Source organism: Eggerthella lenta DSM 2243, from assembly GCF_000024265.1.
GTDB classification, from domain to species: domain Bacteria; phylum Actinomycetota; class Coriobacteriia; order Coriobacteriales; family Eggerthellaceae; genus Eggerthella; species Eggerthella lenta.
Map to the genome: position 1 here is coordinate 140,931 of NC_013204.1, position 14,639 is coordinate 155,569.

Consider the following 14,639-nt stretch of genomic DNA (forward strand, 5'->3'; position numbering starts at 1 on the left):
GGAAGGACCCGAGCGCGATGCGCAAGGTCGCAGGGGTTGGTACGCTATGCCGAGAACGCTGCGGCGTTCTTACCGGCGATTCGTCCGAACGTGTAGATGTCGGACATCGAGCAGGAGCCCAGGCGGTTCGTGCCCATCTTGTGGCCGGCCACCTCGCCGGCGGCGTACAGGCCGGGAATGGGGGCGTCGGCGTCGTCGAGGACCTGCGCGTCGGTGTTGATATGCAGACCGCCCATGGTGTAGTGCACGGCCGGCTTGTAGGCCATCAGGTAGTAGGGGCCGTCTTCGATGGCGTTGAAGTCGCCGCGGAAGTTGAAGTCGGGGTCGTTGCCGTCTTTGCAGTACTGGTTCCACTTCTCCACGGTCTTCGCCAGTTCGGCGGCGTCCACGCCGAAGGGCTCGCACACGGCTTCAAGCGTGTCGCCCTTTACGATGACCTTGCGCGCCTCAAGGTTCTCGTACTCGTCCTCGTGCGTGACCAGCAAACCGGTCTCGTCGGCGTTCGCCTGGTTGAACAGCATGTACGCCTTGCCGTCGGTCTGCTCGACGATGGCGTTGGACAGCACGTCGCGACGGTCCAGCTCCTCGACGAAGCGGTCGCCTTCCTTGTTCACCATGATGGCACGGCTTTCGAGGCGCACGTCTCCCACGTACAAGAGCGAACCGGTTTCGGGGTCGCACACGGGGTACGTCTGGATGTACTGCATGTCGATGAGGTTCGCGCCCGCAGCCTCGCCCATGGTGATGCCGTCGCCCGTGGCTCCCACCGAGTCGGTGGACAGGATGGAGTCGTCCATGGCCGGGTTGTACTTCACGCGCATGTCGATGTTCGAGCCGAAGCCGCCGCTTGCCAGCACTACGGCCTTGCACGCGATGGTGGACTCCTTGCCGGTCACCGTGTTCTTCACCTTCACGCCGGTGATGGCGTCGCCGCTTTTCACCAATTCGACGGCGGGGGAGTTCTTTGCCAGCGTCAACGTGTCGATCTCTCCGGCGCGCTTCGTCAGCTTCGTGGTCATCTCGCTGCCGCTGTGCGTGATGGGGATGATGGAGCGCTTCGTGTTGTGGCCGCCGAACTGCATGAGGTCGTGCTTCCACGAGATGCCGCCTTCGAAGGTGAGCCACTGCGAGCTGTCCAGCGCGCCTTCGGCGATGATCTGCACGAGGGCAGGATCGCCTGCGTTGTCGCCGCCTTCCAGCATGTCCTTCGCCAGCGCGTCGGGGCTGTCGGCGATGCCTTCCTGCACCTGGATCCAGTTGCCCGGCGCGGCCATCTCGCCGCCTGACAGCGCGGTGTCGCCGCCGAACACGCCCATCTTCTCCAGCAGCACGACGCTCTTGCCTGCGTTCGCCGCCGTGATGGCCGCCGCGAAGCCGGCACCGCCGCCGCCCACCACTACGACATCGGCCGATGCGGGAAGCTCGGTCTGCGCGGGCGTGACCTTGTCGCGCTTCCTCCAATCGCTCGACTTCTGGCCGGCCTGGTCGAGCGCGTCGCTTACGGCGCCGATGAATGCCATGCTGGAAAGCGTGGCTCCCGACACGGTGTCCACGTTCAGCGTCTGGTTGTCCACGATGAGCTGCGTCAGCTCCTCCATGGCCACGTCGCCCATGCCCGGCGTCTCGCGCGAGTTGAGGACGGTGATGCGATCCAAGTTGCCGTCGGTGACCATGACCTCCACGTCGAACTGCCCGTGCTTGCCCATGCCCGATCCGATGCCGGCGGAGCTGCCCGATCCTGCGCCGTTCGAGCCTTTTGCATTCGACGAGCCGCTGGGCGCGCATCCCGCCAATGCGAGCGTGCCGCCCAAAGCGGCCACGGCGCCGCCGGTGATGAACTGCCTACGAGAAAAACGTTCCATGATGCTTCCTCCCTTACGTTGCCGACGTCGCGCACCGGCGTCGGGTATCCCAGGCGCTTACTCCCTGATCAAGCGCTGTTCCCAGACTATCGTTCTGCGGTCGAGCGACAATTGTCCGTCGGGGTTAAATGCATAACCCGCGGTATAACCCTCTTGCAAGCTGGACTTTCTTGGGTATTATGGGAGGGCGATTGAGGGGAGAAGCGTGACCGAGAAGGCGCAACAAGGGTTCGTCGATCGATGGAAAGCCGTGCTGCTTCGGGTGGCGGCTATTCCCTTCGTGTTTTTCGGCGTGGGGTTCTACCGCGCTTGGCTTGCAACGTTCTTTCGCTACGATGCGTTTCCAACCATATCGGTGTTCGATTACTTTTTGTTCGAAGGGGCGATCGGTATCGTCTCCTTGGCGTTGGCCTTCGCGGCGCGCCGTGTGACGCCGCTATGGGCGAACCGCAAAGCGGTGCTGGCCACGGGCGCGTGCATGGTGGGCGGATCGGCCCTCATCGTGTTGGCATGCTTCGCGGTGCCGTCCCCGGCGTTGAAGGTTGCGGGGCTGCTTGCGGCGGGCGGTGGCCTGGGGTCGCTCATCCTCATGTGGGCCGAGTTCTATGGCTCGCTCAACCCCATGCGGGTGGCGCTGTACCACGCCATGGCCATCTTCGTGGGCGAAGTGGTGAAGTGGCTGTTCATGGGCATGTCGGTGCCGTATCTCGCGTTCTTCTCCATCGTGTTGCCCATCGTGTGCCTGGCGTGCGTGCGTTCGAGCATGACGCGTCTGCCGGAGCGTGATCTGCCTCCTGCCATGAAAGAAGGCGACCCGAAGACCATCCCGTGGAAGCCTATCCTGCTGATGGCGGTATGCACGTTCGCGGGCGGCTTCGGGGCCCTGCCGACGCAGCTGCTGGTGCCGGGCAACGTGCTGGGCGCGATGTTCGTCACGGCGCTCGTGTTCTTCGGCGTGCTGTCTGCATCGCGCTGGTTCAACTTCGACACCATCTACCAGCTGGCTTTTCCGCTGTTCATCGTCGGATTCCTGTTCGTTATGCCCACCTTCGGGTCGAACGCGCAAATCATGGCGCTGTGCTACGATGCGGGCTACACCATGCTGTCCATGTACATCATGATCGTCATGAGCAACATCACGTACCGGTTCGGCGTGAACGCGGTGTGGATCAACGGCATCGAGCGCGGCATCCGCTACGTGGTCGAGCTGGTAGGGTGGCTCGCGTTCGCCGGTGCGTCGGCGCATTTGGGAGAAGAAGCCACGTCTATCCTGTACGGCGGCGTGGCGGTTGCCGTGGTGCTGACGTTCGTCGTGATCTTCTTCACCGAGCGCGGGCTGTCGGCGAAATGGGGCGTGGTGCTGAAGGACGACCCGATGGGCAGCGCATCGGCTGAGGGGCGGATGGCCATTCGCGTGTCCGACCTTTCGCGCGCGTACAATCTCAGCCCGCGGGAGGAAGAGGTGCTGCAGCTTATCGCCCAGGGTGACACGGTGGCCGAGATCGAAGAGGTTCTGTACGTGTCGCAGGGCACGGTGAAGGCGCACATCAACCATATTTACCGCAAGTTCAACATCCACAGCAAAAGCGAGCTGTTCGAACTGCTCAACGATGTGGAGAAGCCTGTGCGCAAGGGTCGCCGGTCTTCTTCGTCCGCTTGGGAGGACGAAGAACGGCAAGCAGGATAGGGGCGGAACCGGTTGCGCATGCAAGAACGGCTCCTCGGCGAGGGTTTGCCGAGGAGCCGTTCTCTGCTGTTGCGCGCTTGACGCGCGGAGTAGGTTAGTTGGCCGCGCCCAGGCGGTCGTCCAGCGGGTCGATGGGCGGGATGTCCCAGTTGTCGCCGGGCAGGTGCGGCGCCATCTCGTCTTCGTTGCCGGCAGCGGCCAGGCGGGCGAAGTAGTCCTTCGTCTCCTTCACCACCACGCCGGACAGCGCGATGAGGGCGATCATGTTCGGCAGCGCCATCAGGCCGTTGAAGATGTCGGCGATGGTCCACACGGCGGCCACGGTCATGTAGGGGCCGATGAACACGGCGGCGATGTACAGCCAGCGGTACGTCTTCACGGCTTTCATCGAGCCGTTGCTGAAGTACTCAAGGCAGCGCTCGCCGTAGTAGTCCCAGCCCAGGATAGTGGTGAAGCCGAACAGCACCAGACATGCCATCAGCACGAATGATACCACTTCGCCGGGGATGAAGGGTAGTCCTGCCTGGAACGCGGCGGTGGTGACGGCCGCGCCTTCGAGTCCGGGGATCTGGTACGCGCCCGTCATGACCAGCGCCAGGCCGGTCATCGAGCACACCACGATGGTGTCAAGGAACGTGCCGGTCATGGACACGAGACCCTGGCGCACCGGCTCCTTCGTCTGAGCGGCGGCAGCGGCGATGGGCGCGGAGCCCAGGCCGGCCTCGTTCGAGAAGATGCCGCGCGCGATGCCCTTCTGCATGGCGATGATGATGGCGCCCAGCATGCCGCCCGCAGCCGCCTGCAGGCCGAACGCGCTTTCGAAGATGGTGACGAACGCGCCGGGGATCTTGTCGAGGTTCGTGACGATGAGCAGCACCGAGAGACCCACGTACAGAACCACCATCGCGGGGATCACGCGCTCGGACACCTTCGCGATGCGCTTCAAGCCGCCGATGACCACAAGGCCCACCAGCACGGCCAGCACGATGGAGCCGATGACGGTGAAGATGGAGTAGTCCATGCCAAGGATGCTCACCGTGGCGTTCTTCTCGGGGTCGAAGAACCCGGTGATGGCGCTGGAGATAGAGTTGACCTGCGTGAACGTTCCGATGCCGAACAGGCCCACGCACATGCCGAAGAACGCGAACAGCTTCGCCAGCCAGCGCCACTTCATGCCCATGCCGCGCTCGATGTAGTAGAACGGGCCGCCCAGCACGTGGCCGGTCTTCTTGTCGACGCTGCGGTACTTCACGGCAAGCAGGCCTTCGGAGAATTTCGTCGCCATGCCGAACAGCGCTGCCAGCCACATCCAGAACATCGCGCCGGGGCCGCCGGCGACGATGGCCGTGGCCACGCCGACGATGTTGCCGGTGCCGATGGTGGCTGACAGGGCCGTGCACAGCGCGCCGAAGCTGGTGACTTCGCCTTCGCCGCCGGTTTCGTTCTTGATCATATAGCGCAGCGCGCGCGGCAGCTGCCGGAACTGCACGCCCCGCAGGCGCACGGTGAGCAAAATGCCGCCGAACAAGATCAGCACCATAAGCGGCACGCCCCAGATGAAGTCGTCTATAGCGACGAGCCCATCGTTGATCATACTAAAAAAGCCTTCCACCACGATCCTCCTTCAACCAACTTCGTTCGGGCAACTTCTGCGAAACCCGTGTACGACGTGGCTGTTCTGGAGGATGCGAAGGAAAGCATAGGATCATGCTCGCGCGACAAGCTAGGTAGCTTTGCTCTGTCCTTTTGCCTGAGAGTTTCAGCGGCATCGCGCTTGCGGCGATGCGCCTTGCCCCTTCGGCACCCGATCCGACGATCGGGATTCTCCAGAGGCCCCTTCCGCGCCCTGTCTCGCAAGATCCAGGACGTATCAACGGGGTGACGCTATGAAATTGTGCAGCTGATTGTAACAAGGAATGCATCCGTTGGTAACCCGTTATTTGACTTTTTCGTGCTAAAGGGATTGTTGCGGGACGGTGTCGATGCCGCTACGAGCGGAACACCGTTCGCATGCCTCAGCTGCGGACGGCGACGGTCTCCTTACTGTTGCTGCTATTGCAACATTTTCACACGAGGAGGTCTTCTATGGCTCCCCAGCCAACTGTTCCTACCTGTCCGGTTTCGCGCGCGGGTCGCTTGCGCGCGTTCTTCGTTCTGATAGGGCTGGTCGCCCTCTGTCTTCTGGCGTTCCGCTCGCCGGCGTTCGCCGAGGAAGCCCAGCCCGATCCGTCCGACGACGCGCCTACGCCGCGCGCGGCGATGGACGTGACCGACAAGGTGTCCGTCGACGGCGTCAAGCTGCAGAAGAAATCGGGCGACAGCTGGTTGGACATTCCCGCCGGCACCACGCTGACCAGCGGCGCGTACGTGCGCATCTATATCGACTGGAGCATTCCCGATATGACGGACGTGCATGCGGGCGACACGTTCACGTTCACCGTCAACGGGGATGATCACTTCCTGGCCAGCGATTTCGGCCCGGTGAACCTCGTCGATCCCACGACCCAGAAGGTGATCGGCTCGTACGTGGTCAACGGCAACCGCGATGCGAACGGCAGCATGATCCCCGGTCAGGACATCACTATCGTGACCACGCTTTCCGACGATGGGGCGCAGTTCCCCTCGCTGCACAATGGCTTCTTCTCGCTTGAGGGCTACGTGACGGGCCAAGGCAACGATATCGTGTTCACGGTTAACGGCCAAGCGCTTCCGTCTATCGGCGTCGAACCGCCTACGACGGGCCCGCTGCCCGATACGCCGCTGATGAAGTACGGCTCGCAGGTAGCCGGCCAGAACCAGATCGTGTGGAGCATCGGCGTGAACCTGGACAACATCGTGGACGCGTACGCGAACTATGCCGTGGGCGGTTCCGACCCGTCGCCGCAGCAGCGCAACCTGTTGCTGACCGACGACTTGCAGGGCGGGCAGGCCATCACGTCGGGCGGCGTGACGGTGTACATGCCCGTGGTGGCCACCACCGACGCGGGCGAGGCGCAGACCGAGCAGTACGCGGCCTATCCCATCACCGACCTGTTCGCGCTGACCGACAAGTCGGCGGCCGACGGCATGACGCAGGACGAGTTCGCGAGCAGCGTGCGCATGGCAGCCGTGCCCACCATCGGCGTGTGGGAGAACCGCGTGGTGTACATCGGGTTCGGCAACGTGCCCACGGGCAATGGGTCGAGCCCGCTCAATATCGGAAACATCCTGGACGGCCAGGGCGAGGCGGGACTTTCCTGGCTGCTGGAAGAAAAAGGCGCCACGCCTGCTCAGAAAGCCATCATCATGAAGTACTTCAGCGCCTCGGGGCCGAACAAGGGCGACTTCACGTCGTTCATCGTAGAGCTGCGCAGCGACGCGTCCGAAACCGGGCAGTACGAGAACAACGCCACGCTCACCTATGGCGACAGCGGGTCGGAAGCGGCGCCCGGAAGCGCGCATTTCACCGTGATCTCGGGCGGCGTGGAGGTGAAGGACGGCAAGGCCGTTCTGAAGAAGGTGGACGCGGGCAATCCGGACGCCACGCTGCCGGGCGCCGTGTTCAGGTTGGAGAAGATGCAGCCTGACAACACCTGGGCGACGGTTGCGGGTTCCGAGCAGCTGACTACGGATGGAAGCGGGCTGATCACGGTGACGGGGTTGCTGTTGGGCCAGTACCGTTTCGTGGAGATGGTGCCGCCCGTCGGGTATGAGATGACGAGCGAGTCGGTGGAATTCGCCATCACGTCGACCACGCTGAACCATACCGCGAACGTTACGGCCGAGAACAGAAGGGCCCCCGTGCTGGGCAAGGTCGTGCTGACGAAGGTGGACGCGGACGACGAATCTGTGAAGCTCCCGGGCGCCGTGTTCAAGCTGGAAGAGCAGGCGGCGGACGGGTCGTGGGTCGAAGTGCCGGGATACGAGTCGCTTGTCACCGATGGCAGCGGCTTGATCGAGGTGGAACGTCTCGCGATGGGGGCGTACCGCTTCGTGGAGGTTTCGGCTCCCGAGGGCTACGAGTTGGAGACGGCGCCGGTGGAGTTCACGCTGGCCAAGGACGCGCCCGGGTTGGAGGTGGCCGTGACGGCTACGAATACCAAGAGCCCGGTGTTCGGGAAGGCGGTGCTGAAGAAGGTTGACGCCGAGGCTCCCGATGCCGTGCTGCCGGGCGCGACGTTCAAGCTGGAGCAGCGCCTCGCCGACGATTCCTGGGAGATCGTGCCGGGCCACGATGCGCTTGTCACCGACGCCGGCGGCCTGATCGAGGTGGCCGACTTGGCGGTGGGCAGCTACCGCTTCGTGGAAACCGCGGCTCCCGAAGGCTACGTGCTGGACGACACGCCCCGCGAGTTCGCCATCGACGCCGCCGCGCCGGCGCCCATCGTCGTGAATCTCACGGCTGCGAACGCCAAGGAACCGCCCGCGCCGCTGGGCAAGGTCGTGCTGACGAAGGTGGACGCGGATTCCCCGACGACGGTGCTCCCGGGCGCCGTGTTCAAGCTGGAGGCGCAGACGGCCGACGGAAGCTGGGAGCCCGTGCCGGGTTCCCAGCGCCTGACCACGGACGCCGACGGTCTGATCGAGGTAACCGATCTGCCGATGGGCGCGTACCGCTTCGTGGAGCTTTCGGCTCCCGAGGGTTACGAGCTGGAGACGGTGCCGGTGGAGTTCACGCTGGCCGAGGACGCGCCCGGCCTTGCGGTGGCCGTGACGGCTACGAACGTGAAGACCCCTGTGCTGGGCGGCGCGCTGCTCACGAAGGTGGATGCCGACGATGCGACGACGGTGCTTGCCGGAGCGGTGTTCAAGTTGGAGCAGCGTCTGTCCGACGGGACGTGGGCCGTGGTCGACGGCTTCGACGCGCTCGCCACGAACGATGAGGGAATCATCGAGGTGCATGGTTTGCCGGTGGGAAGCTACCGCTTCGTAGAGACGGCCGCCCCCGAGGGCTACGTGTTGGATGAGACGCCGGTTGAGTTCGGAGTGGAAGTGGGCCAGCCCGAGCAGGTCGAACTCACTGTGGAGAACGCTCCGGTGCCGCCCGACCCGGTTGACCCGGTGGATCCCAACGATCCCACCGACCCGACCGACCCGGCGAAACCCGTCGACCCTGCCGCGCCGGGCACCCCATCGACCTCGCAACCGTCGACTCCGAATGCCCCGGGCAAGACGTCCTCTGCATCGTCGATCGCCCGCACCGGCGACGCTGTTCCGCTCGCCGTTCTGGGCGCGCTGGGCGCAGTCGCGATAGGCGCGCTCGCCACGGCGCTTTTGGTGGCGCGGCGGCGTGCGGGTCGTCGCTAGCCGTTGTTGGAGTAGTTGTCGGCGTTCTCTTTGAGCTTCGCCAGCACCGCGACGAACGTGTCGAGATCCGCCTGGTCGATACCCTCGATCAGGCGGTCCGCCGCGTCGACGGTAACCGGCTGCGCGGCCATGACCAGCTCGTGCGCCTTGTCCGTCACCGAGATAGCGTGCGCGCGGCGGTCGGACTTGTGCTGGTTGCGCACCACGAGACCCTTGCGCTCGAGCGTGTCGAGGTAGCGGGTGATGGTGGCCTGCTCCTTGCGCGTGCGTTCCGCCAGTTGCTTCTGCGAGAGTTCGCCCGCGCTGTCCAGCTGGTTGATGAGGTTCCATTGGCCCGGCGTGATCTCGTAGGGCTTGAGCGCGGTTTCCAGCGACTTGGCGATGGCGCGCTGCGCGTCGTACACGAGGAATCCGATGAGGCTGTTATGCTGGTTGATCATGCTTGACCTGCTTCTGGCATGCCGCGCGAAGGTGGGGAGGGGCGTGCGGGCGGTCCGCACGCTGCGCTGGCCACGCTGAACGGCGATAGGGACTATAAAGTACCTGCTCAATTAATCACAATTGACCGGAACCCGTCAACTTCTTTGCGTCTCGCGCGTCCAAAAACCACGCCGCCGGTATCTAAGACCGCACTCGCGCTGCCTCTGCTGATGCTGCTCGCGTCTGCATGTCGTTGAAGCCGTCATTAACGTCTGTGATCGACGGCGATGGTTGCGCGCAAGCAATCTCGCACGCCGCAGGGCCGTTTCTGCACAAAAAGACGCGACGTGCGACACCTTGTCGGTTGCCGCATTTCGCGCAGTTTTGGTTGCTTTGGAAAACGCCTGATCGATATTGTAGCGATCGGAGGAGTATGGAAGGCTTCGTCGACAGGACGGTTGGAAAGCTCTTTTCGAGGCTTCCAGGCGTCGCACGTCGCGTCTTTTTGTGCAGAAACGGCCCTGCGGCGTGCATCGGCGTCGTCCCGTGCAGCGCCCCCGGTCCCGGTTCGGTGCGCATAGGGTTCTTGGCAGGTGCAGCAGGTAGAAAACGGCGTACGTCTTTCTTTCCTGTCGCCTCTCGCAGCATGTTTCACGTGAAACATGCGTACGTTTTTACCTGTTCGCCACGTATAACTCTCGTGGTCGCGACTATTCTTTATAAAGATAGCTTAAAGTCGTTGCACTAATAATATCAGGTAATATAATTAGCACTGCAAGTAAAAGGGGAACGAGAACGGGGAACTTGCAGTCCGGGGCGCTTTGAAGGGGGATTCTTCGACGCGCGCACCCCTCCGCATCTCCGACCCCTCCATGCAGAGTGAGGCAAAAGGAGGAGAGATGTCACTAAAGATGAGCCGCCGAGGCTTCGTGAAGGCTTCGGCCGTCGCGACCGCTTCGACGCTGCTGCTCGGCGCGTCGGCGACCACCGCCGCGGCCGACGAGGCAGCGGCCACCAGCACCTCGTCCGATGACGTGAAGATCATCCCCAGCGCGTGCCGCCAGTGCTACGGCCGCTGCGCGTTGTTCGGGCACGTCAAGGACGGGCGCCTCGTGAAGATCGAGGGCAACCCCGACCTGTTCAGCGAGGGCACGCTGTGCGGGCGCTGCTTCGCCATCCCGCAGGAGCTGTACAACCCGCTGCGCGTGCGCTACCCGCAGAAGCGCGTGGGCGAGAAGGGCTCCGGCCAGTGGAAGCGCATCACGTGGGAAGAGGCCTACGAGGAAGCGCGCGACCGCTTCACCAAGATCGGCGAGGAGCACGGTTGGCACACCATCGCGCACCAGTACGGCACGGGCCGCGACATGCTGCAGTTCCAGGCCATCAACAAGCTGTGGCTTGAGCTGGGCTCTACGGCCACGTTCGGCGTGGGCAACCTGTGCTGGGTGGGCTCGTACTTCTCCAGCCAGCGTTTGTACGGCGACGAGACGCAGTACACCGGCTGGGACGGCAACAACACCGACTGCATCCTCATCTGGTGCCGCCAGGAGCGCAGCCGCGGCTACTACGACTGGCTCACCGTCAAGCGCGCGCAGGAGCGCGGCGCGAAGGTCATCTGCGTCGACCCCCGCTTCACCTGCACGGCTTCCAAGGCAGACATCTGGCTGCCCATTCGCCCCGGCTCCGACATGGCGCTGGTGCTGGCTTTCATCAACGAGATCGTCCACTCTGACAAGTGCGCAACCGAATTCGCGCGCATGTACACGAACGCCCCGTTCTTCATCGACGAGAAGGACGCCGACGGCAACGGCACGGGCTACCAGCTGCGCGAGTCGTACCTCAAGGAGGACGGCAACGAGGAGCTGTACGCCGCGTGGGACGAGAACAGCGACCAGCTGATCTTCTGGTCCGGCGACTGGCAGAACACGAAGGGCGTGGGCGGCCCGAAGGCCTTCCAGTGGCTCGACGCCGAGGGCAACATCGTGGCCGACGCGAAGCCCGCGCTGTCCGGCAGCCATGAGATCAACGGCAAGACCTACCGCACCAGCTGGGACATCCTGGTGGAGCACGTCACCCCGTGGACCATCCAGCGCGCCGCCGAGTTCTGCGAGCTTCCCGAGGACAAGATCAAGGAAGCCATCGACGCCTACATCGACGCCAGCCCGCACGCGTGCTTCACGCGCGGCCAGAAGGTGGAGTTCTCCATCAACACGTCCGGCATCTCGCAGGCGTTCACCATCATGATGGCGCTGGCCGGCAACTTCGACTCGAAGGGCGGCCAGAACATCGGCCGCGAGCCCGCCACCGGCTACGACTCCTTCATGTTCGACGTCGTGCCGAACCAGAAGGGCCGCATGGGGCAGCGCCGCAAGGAAACGGCCATGAACATCAAGAAGCTGTCCGTGTGCCAGAACACCGGCTACCAGGACATCCTCGTGGCCGACGACGCCACCGGCGAGCTGAAGACCACGAAGCAGAACTCCGGCGGCCAGGTCATCTACGGCCAGCAGGGCGGCTTCGGCGCGGCCACGACGAAGGCCATGGCGAAGGGCGATCCGTTCCAGATCTACGGGTACTGGCAGCAGACGTCCGAGCCCATCCTCTCCATCGAGGGCGGCCACGAGATCGTCGAAGGCTTCAAGAACCTGGACTTCTTCGTGAACGTGGACCTGTACATGACGCCGTCGGGCGAGCTGGCCGACATCATCCTGCCGGCCGCGCATCCCAACGAAGTGGACCGCGTCGAGTGGGCGCACTCCGGCCACGGCTATCCGACCAGCCACACCTACCTCATCCGCCAGCCGTTCCACGAGCCGCTGGGCGAGTGCCGCGACGACATGGACATCTGCTTCGAGTTCGCGAAGTACATGGATGTGGATATGTACTGGAAGGACAAGTACGAGTTCTTCGACTACATGGTGAAGGGCCCCGAGACGCTTCCGCCCGATCTGAGCTGCGCGAGCTTCGAGGAGTTCCGCGAGCGCATCAGCGTGACCGGTGTGGAGATGGCCACCGTGAAGAACGCGCCGAAGTACGAGACGGGCTTCATGCGCAAGACGAGCGACTTCCGCCCCGGCTTCAACACCATGTACCGCGGCAACAAGATGGGCTCGGTCTACCGCTTCCCCGGCGCGCAAACGCCGGACGGCAAGGTGATCCCGCCGCATCCGCAGTCCGACAACGGCAAGATGGAGCTGTGGAGCGAAGACCTGCTGCTGTACGGAAACGGCGCTCTGCCCATGTACATCGAGCCGCCCATCACGAAGATCTCGCGCCCCGATCTGCTGGACGAGTACCCGTACACGCTGATCACGGGCGGCCGCAGCCACGCGTTCTTCCACACCGAGTACCGCAACAGTCCGTGGATGCGCGAGGTGCACATGTTCCCGACGATGGACATCAACCCCGCCGCCGCCGCCGAGCACGGCATCGAGCAGGACGACTGGGTGTACATCGAGACGTACGTCGACCGCATCAAGCAGCGCGCGAACCTCACCGAGGCCATCAAGCCGGGCATGATCCACGTCGAGCACGACTGGTGGTTCCCCGAGCGCGAGGCCACCGACGACCTGCACGGCGCGTTCGACAGCAACTGCAACGTGCTGTTCGAGAACAACGGCCCGTACGATCCCGCGGTGGGCACCGACAACTACGGCGGCCTGTGCAAGGTGTACAAGGCCGACGACGGCGCGCCGAAGAACATCTGCATGAACTCGGAAGACCTCAAGATATTCCTGCCGCTGACCGCCGACCAGCTGGCCGCCGACGACCAGCAGAACGGCGTCACGCAGGTGACGAAGGGGGGTGCGAAGTAACATGACCCGCAACATTATCGACATCGACCTGGACAGCTGCATCGGCTGCCACTCCTGCGCCGTCGTGTGCAAGCAGGAGAACAACGTGGGGCTGGGCACGTTCTACAACAAGGTGCTGACGGTGGGCTCTTCGGGAACCTATCCCGACCTGGAGATGTACTACCTGCCCGTGTCGTGCCAGCATTGCGACAACCCGGAATGCGTCAGCGTGTGCCCCACCGGTGCCAGCTACAAGCGCGACGACGGCGTGGTGCTGGTGGATCACAGCAAGTGCATCGGCTGCCAGTACTGCGTCATGGCCTGCCCCTACGGCGTGCGCGCGTACGACACCGGCAAGGACAAGGGCGTTATCGAAAAGTGCACGATGTGCGCGCACCTCATCGACAAGGGCGAGAAGCCGGCGTGCGTGAAGCACTGCCCGGGCCAGGCCCGCAAGTTCGGCGACCTGGACGACCCCCAGTCCGATGTGTCGAAGCTGCGCGCCGCAAAGAAGACGTACAAGCTGAAGGACGTGGGGAACCATCCGGGCGTGGACTACGCCATGGACAAGTGCGCCTGGAAGGGAGATGAGTAACCATGGAAATCCAGTGGCCACTTCTGATTTTCAGCGTGCTGTTGGGTGTCACCTCGGGCTCGTTCGTGTTCCTGGCCGTGGGCGAGCTGCGCGGCAAGTTCCGCGAAGTGCGGTTCTCGGGCGCGCTGATCGCGCTCATCTGCCTGGCCGTGGGCGGCTGCGTGTCGGTGCTGCACATGGGGCACCCGGAGCGCGCGACGCATTTGCTGGGCAACCTGGGATCCGGGCTGTCGAAGGAGCTGTTCGTCGTCGCCATCATGGGCATCATCGCGTTGGTGTACCTGGTGCTGGCGAAGAAGGACTACCCTGGCGTGTCGAAGGTGTTCGGCGTGCTGGGAGGCATCGTGGGCCTGGTGCTGCCGTTCGTGGCAGGGTCGTCGTACCTGATCGCGGCCCGTCCTGCGTGGGATAGCATCGCGCTTCCCCTGATGTTCTTGGGCGCCGGCCTGGCTTTGGGCATGACGCTGATGGCCGGCCTCGTGCTGCTGCGCGGCAAGGCCGCCGAAGAGGGCGGCTTCGCGCTGAAGCTGGCGCTGGCGGGCGTCGTCATCATGGCGGTGACCACGGTGGCGTACGTGGTGTGGATCGCCATCGCTCCGTACCAGGCGCCGACGCGTTCCATCGATCGTCTGATCTCGGGCGATTTGGCCGTGATGTTCTGGGCGGGCGTCGTGGTGATCGGCATCGTGGTCCCGGTTGCGCTGACCGTGCTGGCCTGCGTGCAGGCGACGAAGGGAGCGGGCGACACCGGTTCGGTCGCGCCGAAGCAGCTGGCCATGTACCTGCTCGGAGCGTGCGCCTGCACCGCCATCGGCGCCGTGGTGATCCGCATCATCATGTACGCCGTGGGCACCAGCGTGGAGCAGTTCATCTACCACTGATACGGTTGGGGGCGCGCGGCCTGGTGCGGCGCGTCCCCCTCATCCGCCTTCCCCCGTGCCTGAACGCTGCAACCCCCCCCCCGCAGCGTTCAGGTGCGAAGGACGGCCGACGAG

At 64.1% G+C, this 14,639-nt stretch carries 8 protein-coding genes and 1 riboswitch; of the genes, 5 read left to right on the forward strand and 3 right to left on the reverse strand.

Translation table 11 applies throughout. The features are described 5' to 3' along the window. Nucleotides 1–44: 44 nt before the first annotated feature. Nucleotides 45–1,862, reverse strand: coding sequence for a flavocytochrome c (locus ELEN_RS00575; RefSeq protein ID WP_015759814.1), 1,818 nt, complete (start codon nt 1,860–1,862; stop codon nt 45–47). A gap of 205 nt (nt 1,863–2,067) precedes the next feature. On the opposite strand from ELEN_RS00575, the gene ELEN_RS00580 reads away from it, so the two are divergent. Further along, on the forward strand, nt 2,068–3,549 hold the full coding sequence (locus ELEN_RS00580; protein WP_009609025.1) for a helix-turn-helix transcriptional regulator: 1,482 nt from the start codon (nt 2,068–2,070) through the stop codon (nt 3,547–3,549). A 94-nt stretch (nt 3,550–3,643) separates the two neighbouring features. Here the strand turns inward: ELEN_RS00580 and ELEN_RS00585 are convergent, their stop codons facing one another. After that, nucleotides 3,644–5,161: an alanine/glycine:cation symporter family protein gene (locus tag ELEN_RS00585; RefSeq protein ID WP_015759815.1), complete on the reverse strand. Its 1,518-nt coding sequence runs from the start codon at nt 5,159–5,161 to the stop codon at nt 3,644–3,646. 116 nt (nt 5,162–5,277) lie between these two features. Next, nucleotides 5,278–5,389, reverse strand: a riboswitch (glycine riboswitch). Nucleotides 5,390–5,634: 245 nt separating this feature from the next. On the opposite strand from ELEN_RS00585, the gene ELEN_RS16645 reads away from it, so the two are divergent. Next, nucleotides 5,635–8,835: an MSCRAMM family protein gene (locus ELEN_RS16645; RefSeq protein WP_015759816.1), complete on the forward strand. Its 3,201-nt coding sequence runs from the start codon at nt 5,635–5,637 to the stop codon at nt 8,833–8,835. On the opposite strand, the gene ELEN_RS00595 is transcribed toward ELEN_RS16645, so the two are convergent. Next, entirely contained in the window at nt 8,832–9,275 is a 444-nt protein-coding gene (locus ELEN_RS00595) for a MarR family winged helix-turn-helix transcriptional regulator (protein ID WP_009609027.1), read from the reverse strand. The genes ELEN_RS16645 and ELEN_RS00595 overlap by 4 nt on opposite strands. Before the next feature lie 879 nt (nt 9,276–10,154). On the opposite strand from ELEN_RS00595, the gene ELEN_RS00600 reads away from it, so the two are divergent. The 3 genes from ELEN_RS00600 to ELEN_RS00610 are packed head-to-tail and all read left to right on the forward strand — an operon-like array spanning nt 10,155 to nt 14,525. After that, a complete protein-coding gene (locus ELEN_RS00600; RefSeq protein ID WP_015759817.1) occupies nt 10,155–13,070 on the forward strand; it encodes a molybdopterin-containing oxidoreductase family protein in 2,916 nt (971 codons plus the stop codon). Nucleotide 13,071: 1 nt separating this feature from the next. Further along, nucleotides 13,072–13,644, forward strand: a complete 573-nt coding sequence (locus ELEN_RS00605; protein ID WP_015759818.1) for a 4Fe-4S dicluster domain-containing protein — start codon at nt 13,072–13,074, stop codon at nt 13,642–13,644. Nucleotides 13,645–13,646: 2 nt separating this feature from the next. Further along, entirely contained in the window at nt 13,647–14,525 is an 879-nt protein-coding gene (locus ELEN_RS00610) for a dimethyl sulfoxide reductase anchor subunit family protein (RefSeq protein WP_015759819.1), read from the forward strand. The last annotated feature ends 114 nt before the right edge of the window (nt 14,526–14,639 follow it).

What these genes read in the sequence shown, in the direction of transcription:
- ELEN_RS00575 (WP_015759814.1), bottom strand. Translation starts at nt 1,862, where the DNA reads ATGGAACGTTTTTCTCGTAGGCAGTTCATCACCGGCGGCGCCGTGGCC.
- ELEN_RS16645 (WP_015759816.1), top strand. Translation starts at nt 5,635, where the DNA reads ATGGCTCCCCAGCCAACTGTTCCTACCTGTCCGGTTTCGCGCGCGGGT.
- ELEN_RS00595 (WP_009609027.1), bottom strand. Translation starts at nt 9,275, where the DNA reads ATGATCAACCAGCATAACAGCCTCATCGGATTCCTCGTGTACGACGCG.
- ELEN_RS00600 (WP_015759817.1), top strand. Translation starts at nt 10,155, where the DNA reads ATGTCACTAAAGATGAGCCGCCGAGGCTTCGTGAAGGCTTCGGCCGTC.
- ELEN_RS00605 (WP_015759818.1), top strand. Translation starts at nt 13,072, where the DNA reads ATGACCCGCAACATTATCGACATCGACCTGGACAGCTGCATCGGCTGC.
- ELEN_RS00610 (WP_015759819.1), top strand. Translation starts at nt 13,647, where the DNA reads ATGGAAATCCAGTGGCCACTTCTGATTTTCAGCGTGCTGTTGGGTGTC.